This window comes from uncultured Caulobacter sp. (assembly GCF_937900395.1).
Lineage (GTDB): Bacteria > Pseudomonadota > Alphaproteobacteria > Caulobacterales > Caulobacteraceae > Caulobacter.
The window spans coordinates 25,656-50,532 of the sequence record NZ_CALCDX010000218.1; the positions used below are offsets into that span (position 1 = coordinate 25,656).

General features: G+C 67.5%; 24 protein-coding genes. 20 read left to right on the plus strand and 4 right to left on the minus strand.

Features of this window, described 5'->3' with window-relative positions:
• Positions 1–83: 83 nt before the first annotated feature.
• A complete protein-coding gene (locus Q0379_RS19715; RefSeq protein ID WP_299015685.1) occupies positions 84–716 on the plus strand; it encodes a class I SAM-dependent methyltransferase in 633 nt (210 codons plus the stop codon).
• A gap of 12 nt (positions 717–728) precedes the next feature.
• On the opposite strand, the gene Q0379_RS19720 is transcribed toward Q0379_RS19715, so the two are convergent.
• Entirely contained in the window at positions 729–1,379 is a 651-nt protein-coding gene (locus tag Q0379_RS19720) for a haloacid dehalogenase-like hydrolase (RefSeq protein ID WP_299015757.1), read from the minus strand.
• A gap of 347 nt (positions 1,380–1,726) precedes the next feature.
• On the opposite strand from Q0379_RS19720, the gene rpsB reads away from it, so the two are divergent.
• From rpsB to Q0379_RS19805, 17 genes are all read left to right on the plus strand, one after another.
• Entirely contained in the window at positions 1,727–2,533 is an 807-nt protein-coding gene (gene rpsB, locus Q0379_RS19725; protein ID WP_066683419.1) for a 30S ribosomal protein S2, read from the plus strand.
• Positions 2,534–2,683: 150 nt separating this feature from the next.
• Positions 2,684–3,622 carry a translation elongation factor Ts gene (gene tsf / locus Q0379_RS19730; protein WP_299015689.1) on the plus strand — a complete coding sequence of 313 codons (939 nt, stop codon included), beginning with the start codon at positions 2,684–2,686 and terminating at the stop codon, positions 3,620–3,622.
• A gap of 176 nt (positions 3,623–3,798) precedes the next feature.
• Positions 3,799–4,542, plus strand: coding sequence for a UMP kinase (pyrH, locus tag Q0379_RS19735; protein WP_099535705.1), 744 nt, complete (start codon positions 3,799–3,801; stop codon positions 4,540–4,542).
• A 25-nt stretch (positions 4,543–4,567) separates the two neighbouring features.
• Positions 4,568–5,134 carry a ribosome recycling factor gene (gene frr / locus Q0379_RS19740; RefSeq protein WP_299015700.1) on the plus strand — a complete coding sequence of 189 codons (567 nt, stop codon included), beginning with the start codon at positions 4,568–4,570 and terminating at the stop codon, positions 5,132–5,134.
• Positions 5,135–5,181: 47 nt separating this feature from the next.
• Positions 5,182–5,961, plus strand: a complete 780-nt coding sequence (uppS, locus tag Q0379_RS19745) for a polyprenyl diphosphate synthase (RefSeq protein WP_299015703.1) — start codon at positions 5,182–5,184, stop codon at positions 5,959–5,961.
• Positions 5,921–6,766, plus strand: coding sequence for a phosphatidate cytidylyltransferase (locus tag Q0379_RS19750; RefSeq protein WP_299015706.1), 846 nt, complete (start codon positions 5,921–5,923; stop codon positions 6,764–6,766). Before uppS ends, Q0379_RS19750 begins: the two co-directional genes overlap by 41 nt.
• A complete protein-coding gene (dxr, locus tag Q0379_RS19755; protein ID WP_299015708.1) occupies positions 6,754–7,950 on the plus strand; it encodes a 1-deoxy-D-xylulose-5-phosphate reductoisomerase in 1,197 nt (398 codons plus the stop codon). Before Q0379_RS19750 ends, dxr begins: the two co-directional genes overlap by 13 nt.
• Positions 7,951–7,970: 20 nt before the next feature.
• Positions 7,971–9,167, plus strand: a complete 1,197-nt coding sequence (locus Q0379_RS19760) for a M50 family metallopeptidase (protein WP_299015710.1) — start codon at positions 7,971–7,973, stop codon at positions 9,165–9,167.
• Positions 9,168–9,184: 17 nt separating this feature from the next.
• Positions 9,185–11,548, plus strand: a complete 2,364-nt coding sequence (bamA, locus tag Q0379_RS19765) for an outer membrane protein assembly factor BamA (RefSeq protein WP_299015713.1) — start codon at positions 9,185–9,187, stop codon at positions 11,546–11,548.
• Positions 11,549–11,550: 2 nt separating this feature from the next.
• Complete coding sequence (locus tag Q0379_RS19770; RefSeq protein WP_299015716.1) at positions 11,551–12,198, plus strand: OmpH family outer membrane protein; 648 nt, start codon at positions 11,551–11,553, stop codon at positions 12,196–12,198.
• Between the two features lie 54 nt (positions 12,199–12,252).
• Positions 12,253–13,278, plus strand: coding sequence for a UDP-3-O-(3-hydroxymyristoyl)glucosamine N-acyltransferase (lpxD, locus tag Q0379_RS19775; protein ID WP_299015719.1), 1,026 nt, complete (start codon positions 12,253–12,255; stop codon positions 13,276–13,278).
• Positions 13,275–13,754, plus strand: coding sequence for a 3-hydroxyacyl-ACP dehydratase FabZ (gene fabZ / locus Q0379_RS19780; RefSeq protein ID WP_066683397.1), 480 nt, complete (start codon positions 13,275–13,277; stop codon positions 13,752–13,754). Before lpxD ends, fabZ begins: the two co-directional genes overlap by 4 nt.
• The gene (gene lpxA / locus Q0379_RS19785; protein ID WP_299015725.1) at positions 13,751–14,542 is read left to right on the plus strand and encodes an acyl-ACP--UDP-N-acetylglucosamine O-acyltransferase; all 792 of its coding nucleotides are present in this window, start codon (positions 13,751–13,753) and stop codon (positions 14,540–14,542) included. Before fabZ ends, lpxA begins: the two co-directional genes overlap by 4 nt.
• Before the next feature lie 9 nt (positions 14,543–14,551).
• A complete protein-coding gene (locus Q0379_RS19790; RefSeq protein ID WP_299015727.1) occupies positions 14,552–15,394 on the plus strand; it encodes an LpxI family protein in 843 nt (280 codons plus the stop codon).
• Complete coding sequence (gene lpxB / locus Q0379_RS19795) at positions 15,391–16,569, plus strand: lipid-A-disaccharide synthase (protein ID WP_299015729.1); 1,179 nt, start codon at positions 15,391–15,393, stop codon at positions 16,567–16,569. Before Q0379_RS19790 ends, lpxB begins: the two co-directional genes overlap by 4 nt.
• Before the next feature lie 58 nt (positions 16,570–16,627).
• A complete protein-coding gene (locus tag Q0379_RS19800) occupies positions 16,628–18,370 on the plus strand; it encodes a flagellar hook-length control protein FliK (RefSeq protein ID WP_299015731.1) in 1,743 nt (580 codons plus the stop codon).
• A complete protein-coding gene (locus Q0379_RS19805) occupies positions 18,367–18,630 on the plus strand; it encodes an EscU/YscU/HrcU family type III secretion system export apparatus switch protein (protein WP_299015734.1) in 264 nt (87 codons plus the stop codon). The genes Q0379_RS19800 and Q0379_RS19805 overlap by 4 nt, the downstream gene beginning before the upstream one ends.
• 68 nt (positions 18,631–18,698) lie before the next feature.
• Here Q0379_RS19805 and gltA read toward each other — a convergent pair whose 3' ends face one another.
• Complete coding sequence (gene gltA, locus Q0379_RS19810) at positions 18,699–19,979, minus strand: citrate synthase (RefSeq protein ID WP_299015737.1); 1,281 nt, start codon at positions 19,977–19,979, stop codon at positions 18,699–18,701.
• Between the two features lie 83 nt (positions 19,980–20,062).
• The gene (gene gltX / locus Q0379_RS19815) at positions 20,063–21,490 is read right to left on the minus strand and encodes a glutamate--tRNA ligase (RefSeq protein ID WP_299015759.1); all 1,428 of its coding nucleotides are present in this window, start codon (positions 21,488–21,490) and stop codon (positions 20,063–20,065) included.
• Between the two features lie 198 nt (positions 21,491–21,688).
• Here gltX and Q0379_RS19820 point away from each other — a divergent pair, with 198 nt between their 5' ends.
• Positions 21,689–23,821: a ComEC/Rec2 family competence protein gene (locus Q0379_RS19820; protein WP_299015741.1), complete on the plus strand. Its 2,133-nt coding sequence runs from the start codon at positions 21,689–21,691 to the stop codon at positions 23,819–23,821.
• 29 nt (positions 23,822–23,850) lie between these two features.
• Positions 23,851–24,606, plus strand: a complete 756-nt coding sequence (locus tag Q0379_RS19825) for an isocitrate lyase/phosphoenolpyruvate mutase family protein (RefSeq protein ID WP_299015744.1) — start codon at positions 23,851–23,853, stop codon at positions 24,604–24,606.
• 80 nt (positions 24,607–24,686) lie between these two features.
• Here the strand turns inward: Q0379_RS19825 and Q0379_RS19830 are convergent.
• A partial coding sequence (locus Q0379_RS19830; protein WP_299015746.1) for a S24 family peptidase occupies positions 24,687–24,877 on the minus strand: 191 nt, incomplete at its 5' end.

Sequence of the window (24,877 nt, forward strand, 5' to 3'; positions counted from 1 at the left end):
TTTGAGATTCCTGTCAGCGACGCGGGCCAAGAGAGCTCGGTTTTGGATCGCGCGGGCGATCGCGCTGATGTGTTTGTCCGATCATGAAGCCGCCCGCCAGCCATGCGGAGCAAGTGGTCGGTTATGACGACGCGACATTGCTGTTCTATGCCGAGCAGGCTCAAACCTACGCCGCCACCGCGCGCGATGGTCCAAGTCGGCTCCTCGAAGGGTTTCTGAAGCGACTTCACCCCGGCGCACGCATTCTGGAGCTCGGTTGCGGGGACGGCCGCGACAGTGAGGCCATGCTGGCGCTCGGCTTCCACGTGGATCCCACGGATGGCGTAGAGGCTATGGCCCGACAGGCCGAGGCCAGGCTGGGGCGTCCCGTGCGCGTGATGCGCTTCGATCAGTTGGATGATCTGGACGCCTATGATGGTGTGTGGGCCAATGCGAGCCTGCTGCATGCGCCCGGACCGGCGCTTCCCGATATCCTGTCGCGGATCTTCCGGGCCCTGAAACCGGGCGGACTTCACGTTGGGACCTATAAGGCCGGCGATACGGACGGGCGTGACGGCCTAGGCCGCTACTTCAACTATCCATCGGCCGAGGCGCTTGAGGCCGCCTACCGCGCCTCGGCGGATTGGGAGGCCATATCCATTCAGCGCTATGCTGGCGGCGACTATCTGGGCGGACAGCGGCCGTGGCTGGCTGTCACGGCGCGTCGATCCGGCTGAGGACCGGCGTTCTTACCACGCCGCGGCGCGTCCATTCATCAGCCCAGCCCGGAACAGCCGGCGCTCCGCCGCCTTGCCGCCTTTGACGATCACCGGCTTGTCGGCGGCGCGCAGGATGGGCAGGTCGTCCAGGCTGTCGGTATAGGCGTAGGCCCAGCGGGCGCCATGGCCGGCCTCGGCCAAGGCCTGGCACTTGCGTTGGTTGCGGCAGTGGATGTTGGCGATCCAGCCGCCGAGGCCGGGCTTGAGCGAAGTGCCCAGCACGTCCACACGTCGATCCAGCGTGCGCAGCAGCGCGCTAGCGAGGCAGGTCGGCGCGGCCGTGACGACGACGACCCGGTCGCCGGCCGCCACGTGGCCGTCTAGCGCCGCCAAGGCCTGTGGCTTCCAGGCCAGGCCGCAGCGTTTTTGAGCGAAGGCTCGGGCGAAGTCGTCGCAGGAGGCCATCAGTTGTTGTTCCGACAGGCCCGCCGTGGCGATCCAGAGCAGGATCGAAGCGCCCGTGCGGCGCGTGAAGGGCAGGGCCACCATCGGAACCGCCACCGGCGCGACGGCGAGGGTCGCCATCAGGCGCAGCGGCGATCGCTTGGCGCGCTCCCACAGCCACAGGGCCGTGGAGTCGCCGTTCAGCAGCGTGCCGTCCATGTCGAACACCGCGAGCATCGCCATTCCCCGTCTCACCTCCGTCAGTGAGCCACGGCGAAGTGGAAGATTTGCGACAACGTCCTATGTCCCTGTGGACAAGAACGCCCCCGCCGCGGGCTCCTGACTTCAGGACGACGTCGACGAGCGACCGCCTCAAGCCCTGGGCGATCATATTTCACCTGGACCCAAGTGATGCGCGGGCTTGCTTTTTCACTCCGCAGCGACTATTTGCGCGGCCATTCCACACGTGGACGTTCGGCAGCGCCGGGGAGACATCCCGACGACGCCGTTCCGGTCCCGCCTTCAGAATGGTCTGAAGCGGGGGTGTCCACGGAGGTTCAACCGGAAGAAGGATCAAAGGCCCAATGGCTCTTCCCGAATTCTCCATGCGTCAGCTCCTGGAAGCCGGCGCTCACTTCGGTCACCAGACGCACCGCTGGAACCCGAAGATGGACCGCTACATCTTCGGTTCGCGCTCGAACATCCACATCATCGACCTGTCGCAGACGATCCCGCTGCTGCACCAAGCCCTGGTGAAGGTCCGTGAAGTCGCCGCCGCCGGCGGTCGCGTGCTGTTCGTCGGCACCAAGCGCCAAGCCAGCGACCCGGTCGCCACGGCCGCCAAGCGCTGCGCCCAGTACTACGTGAACCACCGCTGGCTCGGCGGCACCCTGACCAACTGGCGCACCGTCTCGGGCTCGATCGCCCGCCTGCGCGAGCTGGAAGGCGTCCTGGCCGGCGAAGCCCAAGGCCGTTCCAAGAAGGAACTGCTGCAGCTGACCCGCGAGCGCGACAAGCTGGAACTGTCGCTGGGCGGCATCAAGGACATGGGCGGCATCCCCGACATCATGTTCGTGATCGACACTAACAAGGAAGCGATCGCGATCCTGGAAGCCCGCAAGCTGAACATCCCGGTCGTCGCCATCCTCGACACCAACTGCGATCCGGACGGCATCACCTATCCGATCCCGGGCAACGACGACGCCGCCCGCGCTCTGCAGCTGTACTGCGACCTGATCGCCGACGCCGTCCTGGACGGCCTGGCCGCCGGTCAAGCCGCCGCTGGCGTGGACCTGGGCGCCTCGGTCGCTCCGGTCGAGCCGGCCCTGGCCCGCGAACTGGCTCCGGAAGCTCCGGCCGCCGAAGCGGCTCCGGAATCGGCCGAAGGCTGATTTCCAACGTGTTCCCGGCCGGGCGGTCGCCCGGCGCGGGGACCGTCGCGACCCTGACACGGGACCGAGCTAATAAGCTCGGTCCCTACTCGTTATCGATTTGGCGGGCTAAAAGCCCGGTCGCTAACCGTTTGAATCTGGAGATATTCGATGGCTGAGATCACCGCCGCCCTCGTCAAGGAACTGCGCGAAAAGTCCGGCGTCGGCATGATGGACTGCAAGAAGGCGCTGGCTGAGAACAACGGCGACATCGAAGCCTCCATCGATTGGCTGCGCGCCAAGGGTCTGTCCAAGGCCGCCAAGAAGGCCGACCGCGCCGCCGCTGAAGGTCTGGTGGCCATCGCGACCGCCGAGCAAGGCGCTGGCGAAACCGCCACGGCCGTCGAAGTGAACGCCGAAACCGACTTCGTGTCGCGTAACGACCTGTTCCAGACCGCCGCCCGTCAGATCGCCGGCGCCGCCATCGGCACTGACGGCTCGGTCGACGCCATCACCGCCGCCAAGCTGGCCGGTGGCGAGACCGTGCAGGACCACCTGACCAACCTGATCGCCACGATCGGCGAGAACATGATGGTGCGTCGCGCCGCTAAGTGGACCGTCGAGAGCGGCGTCGTCGCCTCGTACATCCACAACGCCACCGCGCCGGACCTCGGCCGCATCGGCGTGCTGGTCGCCATCGAGTCGACCGGCGACAAGGCCGCCCTGCGCGAGCTGGGCCGCAAGATCGCCATGCACGTCGCCGCGACCTCGCCGCTGTCGCTGTCGCCGGACGATCTGGACCCGGCCGCCATCGAGCGTGAAAAGGCCGTGTTCACCGAACAGGCTCTGGAGTCGGGCAAGCCGCCGGCGGTCGTCGAGAAGATGATCGAAGGCCGCATCCGCAAGTTCCTGGAAGAAGTCGTGCTGCTGAAGCAAGCCTTCGTCATGAACCCGGACCAGACGGTCGAGCAGCTGGTCGCCGAGACCGCCAAGACCCTCGGCGCCCCGGTCGCGGTGAAGGGCTTCACCCGCCTCGCCCTGGGCGAAGGCGTCGAAAAGAAGCAAGACGACTTCGCCGCCGAAGTCGCTTCGATGACCGGCCAAGGCTAAGGCTGCCGTCGGACGCCGCTCGGCGCCCGACAGACATTCAGGGCGCGGCGCGTCTAGACGCGCGCCGCGCCCTTTTTGCGCCCGCCGACCTGGCTCGCTAGGCCGGTTGGCAAAACACATCTCAGTTCTGTACAACGCACGTAATGTGCGTGCCGACGACTCAGGAATAGCGGTCCATGTCCGATACCAGCGCGCCCCAGAAATATCGTCGCATCCTGCTCAAGGTGTCCGGCGAGGTCCTGATGGGCGAGACGCCGTACGGCATCGATACCAACACCGTCCAATCCGTCGCTGAAGATGTCGCCGAGATCGTGCGCTCGGGCGTCGAGCTGTGCCTGGTGATCGGCGGCGGCAACATCTTCCGCGGCATGGCCGGCGCGGCCAAGGGCATGGAGCGCTCCAGCGCCGACTATATGGGCATGCTGGCCACGGTGATGAACGCCCTGGCCATGCAGGACGCTCTTGAGCGGATCGGCGTCCAGACGCGCGTGCAGTCGGCCATCCCGATGGCTACGGTCTGCGAGCCCTATATCCGCCGCCGCGCCCAGCGCCACCTCGAGAAGGGCCGTGTGGTGATCTTCGCCGCCGGCACCGGCAACCCGTTCTTCACCACCGACACCGCCGCCGCCCTCCGCGCGGCCGAGATGCAGTGTGACGCCCTGTTCAAGGGCACCAGCGTCGATGGCGTCTACACGGCCGATCCCAAGAAGGATCCGAAGGCCGAACGCTATGACCGCCTGACCTATATGGACGTCCTGGCCAAGGACCTGCGGGTCATGGACGCCTCGGCCGTGGCGCTCATGCGCGACAGCAACATTCCGATCGTGGTCTTCTCGATCAAGGGACGCGGCAACCTGCTGAACGTCCTGCGAGGCGAGGGCACCCACACCGTGGTCGCCAGCGACCGCGCCGCCGCCTAGATTTCGAAAAAGCGAGGAGAGCCTCATGGCCGCCGCCGAAAAACCCGTCCTGTCGCGCTATCGCGATCGCATGGACAAGGCCGTCGCCGCTCTGAAGGAAGAGTTCGGCAGCCTGCGCACCGGCCGCGCCTCGGCCAGCATTCTGGATCAGGTGATGGTCGAGACCTACGGCTCGACGACCCCGCTGAATGCGGTGGCTTCGGTCAGCGTGCCCGAGCCGCGGCAGATCAATGTCAGTGTCTGGGATCGCGGCGTCGTGGTCTCGGTGGAGAAGGCGATCCGCGCCTCGGGCCTGGGCCTAAACCCGGTCGTCGAAGGTCAGAATCTGCGCATCCCGATCCCGCCGCTGACCGAGGAGCGCCGCAAGGATCTCCAGAAGATCGCCGGCAAGTACGCCGAGCAGCAGAAGATCGCCGTCCGCAACGTCCGTCGCGACGCCAACGACGACCTGAAGAAGGCCGAGAAGGACGGCGCGATCGCCGAGGACGAGCGCAAGAAGATGGAAACCGAGGTCCAGAAGCTGACCGACGAGGCCATCAAGCGCATCGACGAGGCCTTGAAAATCAAAGAGCAAGAGATCATGCAGGTCTGATCGCCCTTCCCATCGCGTAGGGAGAGGACGAGGGAAGGTTGAAGCGGATGTCGCCGACCACCGGCTTGCAGGACGTTTCGGCGCGCGCCGGGGGAGGCGCGCCCGAGCAACGGCTGCACGTAGCCATTATCATGGATGGCAATGGCCGCTGGGCGAAGCAGCGGGGCATGCCGCGCGTCCTCGGCCATCGGGCCGGGGTCAACGCTCTGAAGCGCACCGTCGAGGGCGCTCAGGAGCAGAACGTCGGTGTGCTGACGGTCTTTGGTTTCTCGACCGAGAACTGGCGTCGCCCCGCCCAGGAAGTGTCCGAGCTGATGGGCCTGCTGAAGGCCTATGTGGAATCGGACCTCGAGCGGCTCGCCCGCGCGGGGGTCAGGGTCCGCATCATCGGTCGTCGGACCGGTCTGTCCGCCGACATCGCCGAGGTCATCGAGCGGGCCGAGAAGCGCACCGCGAACAACACCGAGTTCGTGCTCCAGGTGGCTTTCAACTATGGCGGTCAGGCCGACATCACCGATGCGGCGCGCGCCTTCGCCGAGAAGGTGGCGCGGGGGGAGGCCAAGCCCGAGGACCTGACCGAGGAGACCTTTAGTCAGCTGTTGTCGACGGCGGCCGCGCCGCCGCCGGATTTGATTGTCCGCACCAGCGGCGAACGCCGCATTTCCAACTTCCTGCTCTGGGACTGCGCCTACGCCGAACTCGTGTTCCAGGACGTGCTTTGGCCCGACTACGGGCCTGAAGCCCTGGCGGCCGCCATCGCCGAATATCGCCGTCGGGATCGACGCTATGGAGGGGTCGCGGCCGATGACGTCGCCGTCGCCGGCTAAGCGCTTCAACTGGGGCAATCTTCGAATGCGTGTGGTCTCGGCCACCGTGCTCGTGCCTACGGTCGTGGCGGCCGTATGGCTGGGCGGCCCGTGGATTCTGGCCTTGGCCCTGATCTGTGTGGCGCTGCTGGCCCGGGAATGGGGCAAGATCAGCGCGCCCAAGGCCCCCCGCGCCGTGGGCGCCGTCGTCGGCGTCTTCTGCGCCGTCGCGGTGATCGGCGCCTTTCTGCATCAATTCTTCATCGCCTGGGCGGTCGTCGCGGTCGGCGCCTTCCTGGCCGGGCTGATCGCGCGCGGCGCCGTCGAGCGCCGCGCGGACGCGGCTTACGGCGTAGTCTACATCGCGCCCGCCGTCATCGCCCTGGTCTGGGTGCGCTCGCTGCCGGACGGCCTGTGGTGGACGCTGCTGCTGTTCGTGGTCACATGGTTCGCCGACATCTTCGCCTATGTGGCCGGCAGCATCCTGAAGGGGCCCAAGCTGTGGCCCCAGATTTCGCCCAACAAAACCTGGTCGGGCTTCGTCGGCGGGCTGGTGGCGGCGACGATCGGCGCCGTGCTGGTCGCCTATTTCGCCCAGCTGAAGCTCGTCTGGCCGGCGGCGGCGTTGGTGGGCTTTCTGGGGGGGCTGGCGACCATGGCCGGCGACCTTTGGGAATCGATGCTCAAGCGTCGCTTTGGCGTGAAGGACAGCGGCGACATCATTCCGGGCCACGGCGGTCTTCTGGACCGCGTCGATGGCCTGATGTTCGCGGCGATCGTCATCGCCGCCGTGCGTCTCGTCGATCACTGGGGATGGGCGCATTGACCTCGCCCCGCAAGGTGGTGGTTCTAGGTTCGACCGGATCGATCGGCCTTTCGACCTTGAGCCTTTTTGAAGAGTCCGGCGCGCCGGTCGAAGTCCTGGCGCTGACGGCCGGGGGCAACGTGGGCCGCCTGATTGAGCAGGCGCTGCGCTGGCGACCGCAGGTCGCGGTGATTCAAGACGAAACCAAGCTTGAAGCCCTTCGAGCGGGCCTGGTCGGAAGCGGCGTCCGCGCCGCCGCCGGTTCGGCCGCGATCATCGAAGCCGCGGCCATGGGCGCGGACTGGGTGATGTCGGCGATCGTCGGGGCGGCCGGCTTGGCGCCGACCCTGGCCGCCGCGCGAACCGGGGCGGTCATCGCCCTGGCGAACAAGGAGAGCCTCGTCTGCGCCGGACCGGCGCTTCTCGCCATCGCCAAGGCTGCGGGCGGCTCCGTGATCCCGGTTGATTCGGAGCATTCGGCGATCTTCCAGGTGCTTCAGCCGGACTGCGCCCACCGCGTCGCCAGGCTGATCCTCACCGCCTCGGGCGGCCCGTTCCGCACCTGGGACAAGGCGGCCATGGCGCTCGCGACGCCAGAGCAGGCCGTGGCCCATCCCAACTGGTCGATGGGCGCCAAGATTTCGGTCGATTCCGCCACGATGATGAACAAGGGGCTCGAGATGATCGAAGCCTCCTACCTGTTCGGAACCCCGGAAGACCGCGTCGACGTCGTGATCCACCCGCAGTCCGTGATCCATAGCCTGGTGGAGTATGCCGACGGCTCCACCTTGGCCCAGCTGGGCCCGCCGGACATGCGCAGCCCGATCGCCTGCGCCTTTTCCTGGCCCGACCGGTTGCCGTGGCCGGCGCCGCGCCTGGATCTGGCCGCCTACGGCCAGCTGACCTTCGAATCGCCGGACCTCGACCGCTTCCCGTCGATCGGCATCGCCCGTGAGGCGCTGCGTCTCGGCGGCGGCGCGCCGACGGCCATGAACGCGGCCAATGAGATCGCGGTCGCCGCTTTCCTTGACCGGAAGATTGGCTTTCTCGATATTGCCGCCGCGGTGGCGGGAACCCTCGAGCGTATGAACAGTCTGGGTGGGCTCTCCGTGGCGGAAGGTGACGCCGTCGATAATGCGATGATGATCGACGCCAGCGCTCGCCGCATTGCGGCCGAGGTTGTCGCGCAAAAGCATCGGCGCTGATCGGGAGACCCGGCCATTTCATGACCGACGTGCTGTTTTACATCGTTCCCACGATCTTCGTGCTGTCCATCGTGGTGACGATCCACGAGCTGGGCCATTTCTGGGTGGCGCGCGCCTGTGGGGTCGCGATCGACTGCTTCTCGATCGGTTTCGGTCGAGCTCTGTTCTCTTGGCGAGACAAGCAGGGCGTCGAGTGGCGTATCGCCGCCATTCCGCTGGGCGGCTATGTCCGCTTCTCGGGCGACGAGAACGCCGCCAGCGTGCCCGACCAGAATGATCTCTCGGCGATGAAGCGCGCCATTGTGGCCCGTGAGGGCGAGGCCGCCGTCAACCGCTACTTCCATTTCAAGCCGGTCTGGCAACGGGCGTTGATTGCCGTCGCTGGGCCCATGGCCAATTTCATCCTGGCCATCCTGATCATGGCCGCCTTCCTGGTCGTCATCGGCAATCCGCGCGGCCAAGCGACCGTGCGCGAGGTGCAGCCGAACTCTCCGGCCGCCCAGGCGGGCTTGCTGCCGGGCGACATCCTGCTGAAGGCGGACAAGACGCCGATCCGCGGCGCGGGCGACGTCAGCGCTTATGTCTCCTTGCGCGCCAGGATGCCGATCGACCTGACGATTGAGCGGGCAGGGCGCGTTCAGCACGTCACCGTCACCCCCGCCCTGGCTGAAAGCCGCGACGACATTCGCGGCCGGATCAAGGAAGGCCGCATGGGCGTGGTGCTGGGCAGCGTCTCGCGCCTTGAGAAGTCCAGCGTCCTGACCGCCATTCCCGACGCCACGGTCGAGGTCTGGGGCATGATCAAGACGATCGGCTTCTATCTCGGCCGCCTGGTCACTGGGCAACTGCCTGCCGATCAGATCAGCGGCATCATTGGCATCGGCCACACCGCCGGCGCGGTGACCAAGGCCAGCGCCGCCGGCGCGCCGGATATGGCGACCATGGCGCTGCGGGTCTTCGTCTCGTCCATGCTGCTGATCGCCAGCCTGTCGGTCAGCATTGGCTTCATGAACCTGCTGCCGATCCCCGTCCTCGATGGCGGCCACCTGCTGATGTACGCCTATGAAGCCGTGGCCCGGCGGCCGCTGCGAGCGGACTTTCAGGCGGCCGGTTTCCGTGCGGGGCTTGCCTTGATCCTGGGTTTCATGCTGTTCGCGGCGTGGAACGACCTCAACCGCTACGACGTGTTCAAATTCATCGGCGGCCTGTTCACGTGAACGCCCGCCCTCCGTCCATGATTGGTCACATGAACAGATTCCGCGCCCAAAGCGCCGCGTTCGCCACGGGTATGGCGCTGCTCCTCGGTTCGACGGCCTTGGTGGCTCCGCATCAAGCCTTCGCGCAGGCCGCCCAAACCGGGGTGGTGCAGCGCATCGTCGTGCAGGGCAACGAACGGATCGAACAGGGCACCGTCCTGTCCTACCTGCCGATCCAACCGGGTGACACGGTCGACTCCCAGCGCCTCGACTTGGCTCTGAAGACCCTGGCGCGCACCGACCTGTTCGCGGACGTGAAGATTGAGATGCAGGGCGGCGACCTCGTCGTGAAAGTCGTCGAGAACCCGATCATCAACCAGGTGGTTTTCGAGGGGAATTCGTCCCTCAAGGAAGACAAGCTGAAGGACGAAGTGCAGATCCGCCCGCGCGGCATCTTCACCCGCGCCAAGGTGCAGGCCGACGTCCAGCGCATCATCGAGCTCTATCGCCGTTCGGGCCGCATCTCGGCGACCGTGACGCCGAAGGTCGTCGAGCTGCCGCAGAAGCGCGTCGATCTGGTGTTCGAAATCAGCGAAGGCCCCAAAAGCGGGGTTCTTGGCATCAATTTCCTGGGCAATTCCGAGTTCTCGGACAACGACCTGCGCGATGTCATCGTGACCAAGGAAAGCCGCTGGTACAAGTTCCTGACCAGCAACGACAACTACGACCCCGACCGGATCGAGTATGACCGCGAGCAACTGCGGAAGTTCTACCGCAACCGCGGCTATTTTGATTTCCGCGTTATCTCGTCGGTGGCCGAATTGGCGCCGGACAAGAACGGCTTCGCCGTCACCTATACCCTGGACGAAGGTCCGAAGTACAAGTTCGGCAAGGTCACGGTCGAGACTGAGCTCAAGAAGCTGGACGGCAACCTGCTGGCCCAGATCCTGCCGATCCGCGCCGGTCAGCTCTACGAGGACGAGCGCATCGAGCAGGCGACCGACGCCCTGACCTTCGCGGCGGGCGCGGCCGGCTTCGCCTTCGTGGACGTGCGCCCGCGCTACGTGCCGAACCGCGAGACCAGGACCGTGGACGTCGTGTTCTCGGTTCGCGAAGGGCCGCGCGTCTATGTCGATCGCATCGACATCGTGGGTAACACGCGCACGCTCGACTATGTCCTGCGCCGCGAGCTGGAGGTCGCCGAGGGCGACGCCTACAACCGTGTGCTGGTCGATCGTTCGAAGAACAACATCCGCCGCCTGGGCTTCTTCAAGGAAGTCGATATCGACGACACGCCCGGTTCGGCGCCGGACCGCACGAACCTGCGGGTCAAGGTCGAAGAGCAGCCCACGGGCGAGCTGTCGTTCAGCGCCGGCTATAGCTCGGTCGACAAGCTGGTGCTGGACGTCGGCATCACGGAGCGTAACTTCCGCGGCCGTGGTCAGAACTTCCGGGCTCGCGCCTCGGTCGGTTCGCTGCGCCAGCAGATCGATTTCGGCTTCTCCGAGCCGCGCTTCCTCGGCCGCAATCTCGTGGCCGGCGTGAACCTCTATACATTCCGCTACAACCTGTCGGACTACGCCGCGTACGATACCAAGTCGGTCGGCGGCGACGTGCGCTTCGGCTTCCCGCTGACGAACGACGCGTCGATGAGCCTGCGCTACACGGTTCGGCAGGACGACGTCAGCGTCGCCGACAGCCTCTGCACCAGCGGCTCGGTTTCGCAGATCCTCTGCCTGCAGCGCGGCGCGTACATCACCTCGATGATTGGCTATGGCCTGCGGATCGACAAGCGCAACGATCCGATCAACCCGACCCGCGGTTGGTTCGCCGACCTGAACCAGGACCTGGCCGGTCTGGGCGGCGACGTGAAGTACCTGAAGACCGAAGCTGACGCCGGCTGGTACTGGGGTTTCACCAAGGACCTCGTGTTCAGCGCTACGGGTTCGTTCGGCTACATCCAGGGCTGGGGCGGCGACAACGTCCGGATCAACGACCGCTTCTATCGCGGCGGCACCTCGTTCCGCGGCTTCGAGATCGCCGGCATCGGTCCGCGCGACATCTCGAGCACGAACAACTCGATGGGCGCGAAGCTTTACGCCATCAGCACCTTCGAGCTCACCGTTCCGACCTTCCTGCCCGAGCAGTACGGCATCAAGGCCGCGCTGTTCAGCGACGTGGGTACGGCCGGTCTGCTGGACGATGTGGATCGTCAGAAGTCGCCTGGCGTCTTCGATCCGAACATCAAGGATAACCTCGGCCTGCGTGCCTCGGCCGGTATCTCGATCGACTGGAAATCCCCCATGGGCCCCATTCGGTTCGATATCAGCCGCATTTTGGCCAAGGAAAGCTACGACCGAACCGAAACGTTCCGGTTCTCCACCTCCACAAGGTTCCAATAAACATGTCCAAGTTCCTGTCCGCGGCCGCTTCCAGCGTTGTCGCCCTCGCTATCGCGACCAGCGCTTCGGCCCAGACGGCTCCGGCCGCGCCGGCCGCCGCTCCCGCGGCTCCGGCCGTCACGCACGGTCCGGCCCTGCCGGGCGTCTGCATCTTCTCCGACAAGCGCGCGGTTGGTCAGTCGCTGGTCGGCAAGGCCGTCGACGCCCGCCTGAAGACCATCGCTCAGCAGGTGAACGCCGAGCTGACCGGCGAGCGCACGGCGCTCGAGAACGAAGCCAAGGGTCTCGACGCCAAGAAGGCCACCCTGGCTCAGGACGCCCAGGAGCAGCAGGCCGCCGCCCTGCAGGTCAAGGCCAACGCCTGGCAGCGTAAGGCGCAGCTGCGTCAGCGCGAAGTCGAGGCGACCGAGCAGAAGGCGCTGTCGCGCGTCTACCAAGAGCTGGATACGCCGATCCGTCAGGTTTACCAGGCTCAGAAGTGCAGCATCCTGTTCGACCGCGACTCCGTGATGCTGGCCAACCCGGCCATGGACATCACCGATGCCGTCGTCGTCGCCCTGGACGCCCGCATCAAGACGCTGACCTTCGATCGCGAACGTCTGGACCAACAGGTCTCGGGCGCTCAAGCTCTGCAGCCGACCAATAAGTAAGCGAATCGTCTCCTTTGGGGTTACCTAAGGGAATTGTATTCGCCGTGAGGAGCCATGCCGGACCCGCGTTTCTTCGATAGCCTGGGTCCGGCATCGCTTTCCGAGTTGGCCCGGGCCGGCGCCGCCGAGTTGGCCGACGCGGCCTTGGGCGACCGCCAGATCGCCCATGTCGCGCCGCTGGACGCCGCCGACGCCGAGGCGATCACCTTCTTCTCGGACGCCAAGCGCAAGGACGCCGCCGCCGCGACGCGCGCCGGCGCATGTTTCGTGCGTCCGGAGCATCGCGACTTCCTGCCGGCGACCTGCGCCGCCCTGATCACCAAGCATCCTCAGGCCGCGTGGGCCGCGGCGGCCGCGCGTCTCCACGCGCCGCGTCGACACGAGCCGGCGTCCAGCGCCGTCCACGCCGAGGCGGACCTTGAGGAGGGCGTCCTGCTATCCCCATCCGCGGCGATCGGGCCGGGGGCTCGCGTCGGGCGCGGGACGCGGATCGGGCCGGGCGCCGTGATCGGTCCCGGCGTCATCATCGGCCGCGACTGCTTGATCGGGCCCAACGCCGTGATCGGCTTTGCGCTGATCGGCGACCGCGTCTCCATTTCGGCGGGCGCGGTGATCGGCGAGGCCGGTTTCGGCGCCGCCGCCGGACCGCGCGGCATGGTCGACCTGCCTCAACTGGGGCGGGTCGTGATCCAGGACAACGTGACGATCGGCGCCAACAGCTGCGTGGATCGGGGCGCTTTCGCCGACACCACGATCGGCGAGAACACCAAGATCGACAATCTTGTGCACGTCGCCCACAACGTCCGTATCGGGCGTAATTGCGTGTTGGCGGCGTTTACCGGCATTTCCGGCAGCACGACGGTGGGCGACGGCGTCGCCTTCGGCGGCAAGGCCGGGGTGGCCGACCATTTGAACATCGGTTCGGGCGCGAGCGTCGGGGCAGCCGCCTCGGTGTTCAAGGACGTTCCGAAAGGTGAAACATGGACGGGATTCCCGGCGCGGCCGCTGAAGCGGTGGCTCCGGGAGACCGCCTGGCTGTCGCGAAGAGCAGGCAGCCGAGTGACGAGGGGCGACGAATGAGCCAGACCACCGAACAAGCGGCGTCGACCGATATCGACATCGCCGAGATCCTGGCGCGCATCCCGCACCGCTATCCGTTCCTGCTGGTCGACCGCGCCGAGGACTACAACGCGCACAAATCGATCGTCGGCATTAAGTGCGTGACGGTCAACGAGCCGTTCTTCCAGGGCCACTTCCCCGGCAATCCGGTCATGCCGGGCGTGCTGATCATCGAGGCCCTGGCCCAGACGGGCGCGGTGCTGATGAGCAAGTCCCTGGAAGTCGACACCGAGGGCAAGACCATCTTCTTCATGTCGGTCGACAACGCCCGCTTCCGCACGCCCGTCCGTCCCGGCGACGTGCTGCGCATGGAAGTCGAGGTGCTGCGCGCCCGCTCGTCGATCTTCAAGTTCAAGGGCGTCGCCAAGGTCGGCGACAAGGTCGCCGCCGAGGTCGAGTTCGCCGCCATGGTGGTCGAGACGGGGCCCAAGGCATGACGATCCATCCCACCGCCCTGGTCGCGCCCGAGGCCAAGATCGCCTCGGACGTCGAGATCGGTCCCTACAGCATCGTCGGTCCCGACGTGACGCTGAGCGCCGGGGTGCGGCTGCTGTCGCACGTGGTCGTGGAGGGCGCGACGACGCTCGGCGAGGGTTGCGTCGTCCATCCCTTCGCCAATCTGGGCGGTCCGCCTCAGCACCTGGGCCACAAGGGCGAGCGCACCGAGCTGGTCATCGGCCCTCGGAACATCATCCGCGAGCATGTAACGATGCATACGGGCACGGCCTCGGGGAAGGGTGTGACCACCATCGGTTCGGACGGCCTCTACATGGTCGGCTCGCACGTCGCCCACGACTGCACGGTCGGCGACTTCGTGGTGCTGGCCAAGGGGGCGACGCTGGGCGGCCATGTCGCGATCGGCGACTATGTCTTCATGGGCGGCCTGGCGGCCGCGCACCAGTTCTCGCGCATCGGCCGCTACAGCTTCATCGGCGGCCTGGCGGCGGTGACCAAGGACGTCATCCCCTACGGTTCGGTCTGGGGCAACCACGCCCACCTCGAGGGCCTGAACCTGGTCGGCCTCAAGCGCCGAGGCTTCTCGCGCGAGACGATCAACGCCCTGCGCGCCGCCTACCGCCTGATGTTCGCCGACGAGGGCACTTTCCAGGAACGCCTGGAGGACGTGGCCGAGATCCACTCAGGCAATCCCGAGGTCATGGAAATCGTCGACTTCATCCGCGCCGACGCCAACCGCCCCCTGTGCCTGCCCGAGCGGGAAGTCTAGGCTCAAGTCATGCGTAAGCTGGGTCTGATCGCTGGCGGCGGGGCGCTGCCCGTCGAGCTCGCCGCCCGTTGCGAGGCGGCGGGGCGGTCGTTCGCGGTCATGCGATTGAAAAGTTTCGCCGACCCCGCCTTGGCGCGCTATCCGGGCGTCGACGTGGGCCTTGGCGAGTTCGGCAAGGTGTTCAAGGCGCTGAAGGCGGAGGGCTGCGAGGTGGTCTGCTTCGCGGGCAATGTGAAGCGTCCGGACTTTGCCGCCCTGATGCCCGACGCCCGTGGCCTGAAGGTCGTGCCGGGCCTGATCATGGCCGCGCGTCAGGGCGACGACGCCCTGCTGCGGCGTGTGCTCGACGAGTTCGAAAAGGAAGGCTTCGAGATCGAGGGTGCGCACGAGGTGGTCGGCGAGATGACCCTGCCTCTGGGGCGCCTCGGCCGCTTCTATCCCGCCGCCGAGCACATGGCCGACATCGACAAGGCGCTGATGGTGGCGCGCGAGATCGGCCGGCTGGACGTGGGGCAGGGCGCCGTGGTCTGCGACGGCTTGGTGCTGGCCGTGGAGGCCCAGGAAGGCACCGACGCCATGCTCCGTCGGGTCGCGGACCTGCCACAGGCTATCCGGGGCTCGGCCGAACGCCCGCGCGGGGTGCTGGCCAAGGCGCCCAAGCCTATCCAGGAAACCAAGGTCGACCTGCCGACGATCGGCGTCGCCACGCTGCAGCGCGCGGCGCGCGCTGGGCTGGCCGGCGTCGTCGGCGAGGCTGGTCGACTGCTGGTGGTCGACCGCGAGGCGGTGATCGCGGCCGCCGACGAACTAGGTCTCTTCGTGCTGGGGGTCGATCCGCGAGGCGACGGTTGAGCGCGCCCCTGAAGGTCATGCTGGTCGCGGCCGAGGCTTCCGGCGACGCGCTGGGCGCGTCCCTGGCCAAGGCGTTGCGAGCCAGGCTCGGCGATCGGGTGACCTTCGTGGGCGTCGGCGGCGTGAAGATGGCCGAGCAGGGGATCCAGAGCCCCTTCGACATCGCCCAACTGTCCATCCTGGGCATCTGGGAGGGGCTAAAGGCCTATCCGACAGTCAAGGCGCGGCTGGCCGACACCGTCGCGCTGGCGGTGCGCGAGAAGCCGGACGTCGCCGTGCTGATCGACAGCTGGGGCTTCAACATCCGACTGGCCAAGGCCCTGCGGAAGGCCAATCCCGACATCGCGCTGGTGAAATACGTGGCCCCGCAAGTCTGGGCCTATCACCCCGCGCGCGCCCACACCTTGGCCAAGGCGGTCGATCTGCTGCTGTCGATCCAGCCGATGGACAAGGCCTATTTCGACGAGGCAGGGCTCAAGAACGTCTTCGTCGGCAATTCCGCCCTGGCCAAGCGGTTCGACCAAGCTGACGCCCATCGTCTGCGCGCCGCCATCGGCGTGGAGGCCGAGAAGCCGATGCTGCTGGTCCTGCCGGGCAGCCGTCCATCCGAGATCGAGCGGGTGATGCCGGCTTTCGAAGACGCCGTGCACCGGCTGAAGGCCGATCGCCCGGAATTGGTGGTGGTCGTGCCCGCCGCCTACACCGTCGTCGAAGCCGTCAAGGCCAGGGTCGCGGGCTGGCCCTTCCGGGCGCATGTGATCGAGGACGAGCAGCTGAAGGACGACGCCTTCCTCGCCGGCGATGTCGCCCTGGCCTGCAGCGGCACTGTCACCACTGAGTTGGCCCTGGCCGGGCGTCCGATGGTGGTCGGCTACAAGACCGGCGCGATCACCTACGCCATTCTCAAGCGCCTGATGAAGCCGCGCTGGATCACGCTGTTCAACATCGCCGCCGGCCGGGCTGTCGCGCCCGAGTTCATTCAACATGACTGCGAGGGCGAAGCGCTGGCGAAGGCGGTTGGCGACCTGCTCGACGATCCCCAACGCCGAGCGCGGCAGACGGCCGAGCAGTACGAGGCGCTCGATAAGATGGGGCGGGGCATGCCCGACCCCTCCGAGGCGGCGGCGACCGCGACGATCGATTTCCTGACGGCGCGCGGCGCACTGCAAGGTTAACCGGCGGTTTACGTCCGAGTCTTAACCTCTGGATAACGTCCCTCGCGGAGCCGTCGTCGTGGCCATAGACCCGACCGCGCCCCTGACTCCGGTGACTCCTGCCGCGCCGGCTGGGAGCCAGCCGAATTCGGCCGTTCTGCAAGCCATGGCCCGCGCCGCCTTGGCCAATGTCACCAATACGCTGGGCGAGCTTGTCGGAAAGCCCTCGGCCGACGCGGCCAAGCCTCACCACAATGTGGAGCAGGCCGACAAGGCCTCGACCCAGGACGCCGGACGCGCGGCGGTGTCGTCCTCATCGGGCGGCGGCGCATCCAGCGCCTCGTCGCCGCGACCGCCGCCGCAGGAAACCCGCCTGATGCGCGCGGTGCGCCTTGCCGCTGCCGATGCGGTGCCGCGTCAGGCGGGTCTTGCGCCGTTGATGGCGGACGTCGGCGCGGTCCTGGAGCGCCCGGATACGCCACCGGAAGTGCGGCGCGCCGCCGAGGCCCTGATGGCCCGCCTGCCGCGCGTCTTCGAGATGTCCACGCCCCGGGGTCTGAAAAAGGCGGTCGCACAGTCCGGCGTCTTTCTGGAGGCTCGGCTGGCGCGGAGCGGGCCGTCCATGACGGGAGGCGCGGCTCCGCTTGCATCCCCCGACACCGATCTGAAGGCGGCCTTGCTGGTCTTCAAGGGCGCTCTGAGCGCCTGGCTCGCGCGGACGACACCGGCTCCGATAGAGGAGTTGGTGCACCGGCAGGACGCGGACATCGCGGCTGACCAGCCCGCAGAGGCAGCCGACGTCGATCATCCCGTCAAGACGCCAATGTCAGGGACGCCGTCTTTGCCGGAACAGGAAGGTGTCGCGGCGGAAGACGCGCGCTTGTCGCCGCCGGCGAGTTCGGAAGCCGCGCCGGACGAGCCGCCGCACGCGTCGGCCGCGCCGAAACCGCAACCGCCCGTGACGGCGGAAGAGGAGGCTGCGCCCTCGGTTGCGCACGCCGCCGGCCAGTCGCGGGAGCCCCCCGACGACGCCGTCGAACCGCGTTTCGCCGCTTTCCTGGCGCCTTCGAAGTCGACTCCTTCGACGCCGCCGACCAAGCCCGCTCAGACGGTTCTTGGGCTGCTGGACCTAGACGACGCTTCGATCGCCACGGATGAAGGCCGTCCTCCGGCGCCGGTAGCGACCGCGCCGCTGGCCGCGCGGGGCTATGGCGGGTTGGTCGCCGACTCCCGAAAGCCGGGGACGCCTCCGCCGCCTTTCGCAGATGGGCCGATGGCCGGACAGCGCCCTTCGGTCTCCGCCTTGCCTGCCCAGGCCGCGCCCGACGAGATCGTCCGTCGCTTGCTGAAAGGCGCTAGCGCGGCGCTCGCCCGGCAAGACCTGATGCAGATTGCCTCGCTGCGGGAGGTCCACCACGATCCCGAGACCGGCGAGGCTCGTCCACAGCCCGCGCGTCTGAACCTGGACGTGCCGTTCGTGACGCCGCAGGGCGTGGCGGTGGCGCAGTTTGAGATCACCCGTGACGGCGGCTGGGGCGGGGCCATGGTTGGACCGGTCGAACGGACCTATCGCGTGCGCTTTTCAATCGATGTCGAACCGCTGGGGCCCGTGCACGCCCTGGTCACCCTGACCGGCGCCCGGGCGCGGGTTTCACTGTGGGCCGAACGCGCCGAGACCATCGCGCGCCTGCGCGCGGGCGAAGAGGCTCTCGGCGCGGCGTTGCGGCAGGCCGAGCTGACGCCGGAGGTCGCCGTCCACTCCGGCCCGCCGCCGGTCAAGGATGCTCGGGCGCTGGGCCATTTCGTGGACCAGGCCTCATGAGCGGAATTTCGGGCCCCACGGCGCGGCCGCGCATCGCGGTCGCTCTGCTGCACGACGAGACCAGCGCGCCCCGCGTCGTCGCCTCCGGCCAGGGCTGGGTGGGCGAGAAGATCATCGAGACCGCGCGCGAGCATGGGGTGCCGATCGAGGAAGATCCGGTGCTGGCCCAGGCGCTCTCGACGATCGAGATCGACGAGGAGATCCCCGAGACCCTCTATCGCGCCGTCGCCGAGGTGCTGGGTTTCCTGCTCAATCGTTGAGCCGTCGGATCCTAGAACGAAAAAGGCCCCGCCGAAGCGGGGCCTGATCCTTGGTCCTGTCGAGGCGCTTAGCGCTTCTCGACCGGGACGTAGTCGCGCTGCGTGGCGCCGGTGTAGAGCTGACGCGGACGACCGATCTTGCGGGTCGGATCCTCGAACATTTCCTTCCACTGGCTGATCCAGCCCACGGTGCGGGCCAGAGCGAACAGCACGGTGAACATGTTAGTCGGGAAGCCCATCGCGCGCAGGGTGATGCCCGAATAGAAGTCGATGTTCGGGTACAGCTTGCGGTCGACGAAGTACGGGTCGTTCAGGGCGACCTTTTCCAGTTCCTGGGCGACGTTCAGCAGCGGGTCGTTGTTGTGGCCCAGCTGACCCAGAACCTCGTGCGCGGTCTTCTGCATGACCTTCGCGCGCGGGTCGAAGTTCTTGTACACGCGGTGGCCGAAGCCCATCAACTTGTACTTCCGGTCCTTCACGCCTTGGACGTAGTCCTTGATGTTGTCGACCGAACCGATGGTCTCCAGCATTTCCAGGGCTTCCTGGTTGGCGCCGCCGTGCGACGGGCCCCACAGGCAGGCGATGCCGGCGGCGATGCAGGCGAACGGGTGCGCGCCCGACGAGCCGGCCAGGCGGACGGTCGAGGTCGAGGCGTTCTGCTCGTGGTCGGCGTGCAGGATGAAGATCCGGTCCATGGCGCGGGTCAGCACCGGGTTCGGCTTCCAGTCCTCGGCCGGCACGGCGAAGCACATGCGCAGGAAGTTTTCCGAGTACGACAGGTCGTTGCGCGGCGACACGAACGGTTGGCCGACCGTGTACTTGTAAGCCCGGGCGGCGATCGTCGGCATCTTGGCGATCAGGCGGTGGGCGCTGATCTCGCGCTCACGAGCGTCGTCGACGTTCATGCTGTCGGCGTAGAAGGCCGACAGGGCACCGACGGCGCCGGTCATCACCGCCATCGGGTGGGCGTCGCGGCGGAAGCCCTCGAAGAACCGGTCGAACTGCGCGTGCAGCATCGTGTGGTAGGTGATGTTGTTCTCGAACTTGGCGAACTCGTCGGCCTTGGGCAGTTCGCCGTTTAGCAGCAGGTAGCAGACCTCGAGGAACGACGAGTTCTCGGCCAGCTGGTCGATCGGATAGCCGCGGTGCAGCAAAACACCGGCGTCGCCGTCGATATAGGTGATCTTGCTCTCGCAAGACGCCGTCGAGGTGAAGCCAGGATCGAAGGTGAAGTGGTCGCTTTCGCCGTAGATCTTGCGGACGTCGAGGACGTCCGGACCCGTGCTGCCCTTGAGGATCGGCAGGTCGTAGCTCTTGTCGCCGATCGTCAGCGTGGCTTTATCGGTCATACTTAGACCCCTTCATAAATTGGCCCCCTTCATAAATGGAATGGGCAGTCCAACTTTCGTTTTCGCGGGTGCGTTATAGCGCCTCATGCGCGCGGCGCTAGGGCGTCGTCAAGTCGCCCCAAACTCTCTTCGCGGGAGAGAGCGGCCATCGTCTTGTTCAGATCCGGCGCCGGCGCGCCGCCAGTCAGGATGCCGCGCAGGGCAGGGCCGAACTTGCCGAAGCCGACGCCTTCCGATTCCGCGAACGATTTCAACACGGTCTCGAGCGTGGCGGCGTCGAAGGCCGGCGCGGCGGCCAGCTGGTCGCGCAAGCGCTTGAGGCGCTCGACGGTTTCATCCGTCAGCTGCTTCTGCGTCTTTTCGTCCAGGGTCAGTGGGCGGGTCTTCAGCGCGAACGCACAGTGATCCACCAGCTCCAGGATGGTTTTGGCGCCTTCCTTCACTTCCGGGACCGTGCGGGCGATGCGTTCGCGGGCGTCGGCGGGCAGGGGCTCGTCGCGCTTCTCGGCGGCGGCGAGCGCCAGCGCGGTCAGGCGGACGTCGTCGGCCTTGCGCAGGTGCTGGGCGTTGATGTGGTTCAGCTTGGCCCAGTCCAGGCGCGCGGGCGCCTTGACCACGTCGGCCACGTCGAACCAGCTGATCGCCTGCTCGTCGTTGAAGACCTCGTCGTCGCCGTGACCCCAGCCGAGACGCGCCAGGTAGTTGCGCATGCCTTCGGGGATGTAGCCGAGGTCGGCGAACTCGCCGACCGCTTGGGCGCCGTGGCGCTTGGAGAGCTTGGCGCCATCCGGCCCATGGATCAGCGGGATATGGGCGAAGGCCGGCACGGCCCAGTCCATCGCCTGATAGATCAGGGTCTGGCGAGCGGCGTTGTTCAGGTGGTCGTCGCCCCGGATGACGTGGGTGACGCCCATGTCGTGGTCGTCGACCACCACGGCGAGGTTGTAGGTCGGGGCGCCGTCGGCGCGCAGCAGGACGAGGTCGTCCAGCTCGATGTTGCGGAAGGTCACCGGACCCTTGACCATGTCGTCGACCAGGGTCTCGCCGTCCAGCGGACCCTTGAAGCGGATCACGTGCGGGACTGACAGGTCGCCTTCGGGCGCGTCGCGCCACGGCGAGCGGATCGCCTTGCCCTCGGCGCGGGCCTTTTCCCGGGCGACCTCAAGTTCTTCGACCGTCATCCAGCAGCGATAGGCGCGGCCCTTGGCCAGCAGCTCGTGCACCACCTCGACGTGGCGCGGCGCGCGGGTGTGCTGGAAGATTACCTCTTCGTCGGATTTCAGGCCCAGCCAGTCGAGGCCCTCGAAGATCGCGGCCACGGCGGCCTCGGTCGAGCGTTCGCGATCGGTGTCCTCGACGCGAATAAGGAACTTCCCTCCCGTATGACGTGCATATAACCAGTTGAACAGCGCCGTGCGAGCGCCGCCGATATGCAGGAAACCGGTGGGCGACGGAGCGAAGCGCGTGACGACGCCCGTGGGATTTGGGCCAGTGGATGAGGGGTTCGACATGGACTTCAAGGCTGCAAGGCTGGACGCCAGGGCGGCGTCGAAAAACGCGAGCCGCGACGCGGCTTGGGCGGGGCGTCTTAGCATGGCGGTTCGCGCGAGGCCTAGCGGTTTCGCGCGCTGCGGCGAAGTTGGCCAAGCTGTCAAAAACCCCGTGGTTTCCGCGTGTTAGGGGCGGAAGCTGTCGATCTTCCGCCTCGGATGGCGGTCAAGCGGCCCTCCTTTGGCGCGCTGGCGGCCCTCGGGCTCGCGGAACTGCGCGCCAACGAGGTGCGATCTTTTCTCTGGGCGCCGGTCGCCTTCGGGCTGGGGGCGGCCGCCTATCTGGAAGCAGGGCGCGAACCCTCCTTGATGGTGTTGGCCGCCGTCGCGGCGGCGCTCGCCGGCGTCTGGTGGCTGCTTCGCGCGCGAGGCGCGACGGCCTTGATCGTCGCCCTGGCGAGCCTGGCAGCCTTTGGCGCGGCGGGCGCTCTCGCCGCGAAGGTGCGGAGTGATCGCGTGGCGGCGCCGATCATGACGGGCGAGCGCGCGGTGCGGCGGGTGGACGGCTTCGTCGTCGATATCGTAAGTCCCGGCGCAGGCGGGCCGCGTTTGCTGATCGCGCCGGTCTCGATCTCCGGCTTGCCGCCGGAGCGAACGCCCAGACGGATTCGCGTGACGATTGGTGGGAACGAAACGCCAGCGCCGGGCGACGCGATCGGCTTCAAGGCCATGCTCGGCCAGCCTCCGCCGCCGGCCGCGCCGGGGTCTTACGACTTCGCCCGTGACGCGTGGTTCGACTCGATCGGCGGCGTCGGCTTCACGATCGGAGAATTGAAGGCGGCGCGTCTCGACCCGCCGCCGCTTCGACTGCGCGTCGTCATGGCGATCAACGCCTTTCGATGGAGCCTCGCCCAGCGGATCCTGGCGCGGATGGGACCGGACAGCGGCGGGATCGGCGCGGCCATGGTGACCGGCCACGAGGCCTGGATCACGCAGGAACAGACCGACGCCATGCGCGCCTCGGGCCTGGCGCACATCCTGTCGATCTCGGGGCTGCACATGGCGATCGTCGGCGGCTTCGTGTTCGGCGCGGTGCGTCTGGGCGTCGCCGCATGGCCTTGGTTGGCGCTTCGCGCGCCGGGCAAGAAGATCGCGGCGGGCGCTGGGCTCGTCGCGGTGCTCGGCTATCTGGTGATCTCCGGCGCGCCCCCGCCGGCCGAGCGCGCGGCGATCACGGCCAGCGTCGCCTTCCTGGCCATCCTGTTCGATCGGCGCGCCATCACGCTCCACGGCTTGGCGGTCGCGGCCCTCCTGATCTTGGCTTTGAAGCCCGAGACCGCTGGCGAGCCGGGCTTCCAGATGTCGTTCGCGGCGACCGCGGCCCTGGTCGCCTTGGCGGAGGGCTGGCCGCGGCCGGTCAAGGAGATTTCCACGCCTTGGTGGATCGGCTGGCCGCAGGCCGGGATCACCTGGCTGGCCGCCAGCGTCGCCGCCAGCCTCGTGGCGGGCCTCGCCACCGCGCCGTTCGCCATGCAGCACTTCAATCGAGTCGCCGTCTGGGGCCTGCCGGCCAATCTGGCTGTCGCGCCGCTATCCTCATTCGTGATCATGCCGTTCCTGGCGATCGGGACGCTTCTCGAGCCCTTCGGCCTGGGCGCGCCGTTCCTGGCGGCGGCCGGCTGGGGCGTCGAGGCCATGCTCGCGATCGCCAACGGCTTCGCCGACGCGCATGGCGCGCAGCAGATCGTCGCCAGCGCGCCGCCCCAGGTGCTGGTCATCGCCTTTCTGGGTCTGATGCTCCTGTGCTTGTGGAAGGGGCGGCTGCGCTGGATCGGCGCGCCGATGGCGCTGGCCGTGGCGCTCTGGCCCAGACCCGCGCCGCCCGACGCCTGGATCGCCGCCGACGGGGCGACGGCTGCCGTACGCTCTGGCGACGCCGCCGTGCTGCTGCGCACGGACGCTAAGCGATTTGGCGCGGAGCTGTGGGCCCGTCGGCGCGGCTTGATACCCGCGACGTGGAGCCTCTACGCCTGCGAAAAGCGGGTCTGCGCGCCGGCCTTGGGTGCGCCGGTGCGGCTGTCGCTCGCCTGGAGCCGCAAGGCGCCAGACGCCGAGACCTTGTCGGGCCTGTGCGTCAACAGCGAGATCGTGGTGATCCGGGCGCCCGCGCCGGAGCGCATCCCGCCGCTCTGCGCCGATACCGTGCTGCTGACGGCCGAGGATTTTGCGCACGGCGGCGCGGCCGAGCTCTATCATCGCGCCGATGGCTGGCGGATCGTCTGGGCGCAGCCCTTGCGCGGCGATCGCCCGTGGAGCCGACTGCTGACAGCGGATGACGTCGAAGGCCGCTAGGTGTCGACGGAAAGCCTGGAGGTCTCGCCATGTCCAACCCGTTCGCCGCCCGTCGCGCCGCGTTTCGCGCCCTGCACGCCGGGGGCTGCTTCGCCCTGCCCAATCCTTGGGATGCGGGCGGCGCGCGTCGCCTGGAGAAGCTGGGCTTCAAGGCCCTGGCCTCGACCAGCGCTGGGGCGGCCTGGTCCTTGGGCAAGGACGACGGACAGATCACCCGCGATGAGGTTATCGGCCACCTTCGCATGCTGTGCGCCGCGACCGACCTGCCCGTGAATGCCGACTTCGAGAACGGCTTTTCCGACACCGTTGAAGGCGTCGTCGAGAGTGTGACCCTTGCGATCAACACCGGCGTCGCGGGTCTGTCGATCGAGGACTGGTCGGGTTCGGCCCTATACGACCTTCCGACGGCCGTGGAGCGCCTCAAGGCGGCGCGGCGGGCGATCGACGCCTTGGGCCAGGACGTGATGCTCGTCGGGCGCGCCGAAGGCTACCTGCGCGGGGTGCGCGATTTGGGGCAGATCCTGGAGCGCCTGAAAGCCTATGCCGAGGCCGGCGCGGATTGCCTCTATGCGCCCGCGGTGACCGATCCGGAGGAGATCAAGGCCATTGTCCAGGGCGTGGCGCCCAAGCCGGTGAATGTCCTGCTATGGGGACCGGAGATGACGGTCGACAGTCTGGCCGCTCTGGGCGTTCGCCGGGTCAGCACGGGCGGCGCTCTCGCGGCGGCCGCCTGGAAAGGTTTCGACGCCGCCGCCAAGCGGTTGGCGGAGGAGGGGCGGCTCTAGACCCCCCAACGAAAAGGCCCCGATCCTCGCCTGAGGTCGGGGCCTGGTATTCGAGAGGTCTTGGTGTTCCTGCCGAAGCCCTAGTGATACCGGCGGATCAGGCCCACCAGCTTGCCCTGCACCTCGACCTGGTCGGGGCCGAAGATGCGGGTCTCGTACTTGGGGTTGGCCGCCTCCAGGGCGATCGAGCCGCCCTTCTTGCGCAGGCGCTTGAGGGTGGCTTCCTCGCCGACCAGGGCGACGACGATCTCGCCCGAGGTGGCGGTGTCGC

Bases quoted from the DNA above. Each gene is read 5' to 3' on its own strand.
- Q0379_RS19715 (WP_299015685.1), top strand. From the start codon at position 84: ATGAAGCCGCCCGCCAGCCATGCGGAGCAAGTGGTCGGTTATGACGAC.
- Q0379_RS19720 (WP_299015757.1), bottom strand. From the start codon at position 1,379: ATGCTCGCGGTGTTCGACATGGACGGCACGCTGCTGAACGGCGACTCC.
- rpsB (WP_066683419.1), top strand. From the start codon at position 1,727: ATGGCTCTTCCCGAATTCTCCATGCGTCAGCTCCTGGAAGCCGGCGCT.
- tsf (WP_299015689.1), top strand. From the start codon at position 2,684: ATGGCTGAGATCACCGCCGCCCTCGTCAAGGAACTGCGCGAAAAGTCC.
- pyrH (WP_099535705.1), top strand. From the start codon at position 3,799: ATGTCCGATACCAGCGCGCCCCAGAAATATCGTCGCATCCTGCTCAAG.
- frr (WP_299015700.1), top strand. From the start codon at position 4,568: ATGGCCGCCGCCGAAAAACCCGTCCTGTCGCGCTATCGCGATCGCATG.
- uppS (WP_299015703.1), top strand. From the start codon at position 5,182: ATGTCGCCGACCACCGGCTTGCAGGACGTTTCGGCGCGCGCCGGGGGA.
- Q0379_RS19750 (WP_299015706.1), top strand. From the start codon at position 5,921: ATGGAGGGGTCGCGGCCGATGACGTCGCCGTCGCCGGCTAAGCGCTTC.
- dxr (WP_299015708.1), top strand. From the start codon at position 6,754: ATGGGCGCATTGACCTCGCCCCGCAAGGTGGTGGTTCTAGGTTCGACC.
- Q0379_RS19760 (WP_299015710.1), top strand. From the start codon at position 7,971: ATGACCGACGTGCTGTTTTACATCGTTCCCACGATCTTCGTGCTGTCC.
- bamA (WP_299015713.1), top strand. From the start codon at position 9,185: ATGATTGGTCACATGAACAGATTCCGCGCCCAAAGCGCCGCGTTCGCC.
- Q0379_RS19770 (WP_299015716.1), top strand. From the start codon at position 11,551: ATGTCCAAGTTCCTGTCCGCGGCCGCTTCCAGCGTTGTCGCCCTCGCT.
- lpxD (WP_299015719.1), top strand. From the start codon at position 12,253: ATGCCGGACCCGCGTTTCTTCGATAGCCTGGGTCCGGCATCGCTTTCC.
- fabZ (WP_066683397.1), top strand. From the start codon at position 13,275: ATGAGCCAGACCACCGAACAAGCGGCGTCGACCGATATCGACATCGCC.
- lpxA (WP_299015725.1), top strand. From the start codon at position 13,751: ATGACGATCCATCCCACCGCCCTGGTCGCGCCCGAGGCCAAGATCGCC.
- Q0379_RS19790 (WP_299015727.1), top strand. From the start codon at position 14,552: ATGCGTAAGCTGGGTCTGATCGCTGGCGGCGGGGCGCTGCCCGTCGAG.
- Q0379_RS19805 (WP_299015734.1), top strand. From the start codon at position 18,367: ATGAGCGGAATTTCGGGCCCCACGGCGCGGCCGCGCATCGCGGTCGCT.
- gltA (WP_299015737.1), bottom strand. From the start codon at position 19,979: ATGACCGATAAAGCCACGCTGACGATCGGCGACAAGAGCTACGACCTG.
- gltX (WP_299015759.1), bottom strand. From the start codon at position 21,490: ATGTCGAACCCCTCATCCACTGGCCCAAATCCCACGGGCGTCGTCACG.
- Q0379_RS19820 (WP_299015741.1), top strand. From the start codon at position 21,689: ATGGCGGTCAAGCGGCCCTCCTTTGGCGCGCTGGCGGCCCTCGGGCTC.
- Q0379_RS19825 (WP_299015744.1), top strand. From the start codon at position 23,851: ATGTCCAACCCGTTCGCCGCCCGTCGCGCCGCGTTTCGCGCCCTGCAC.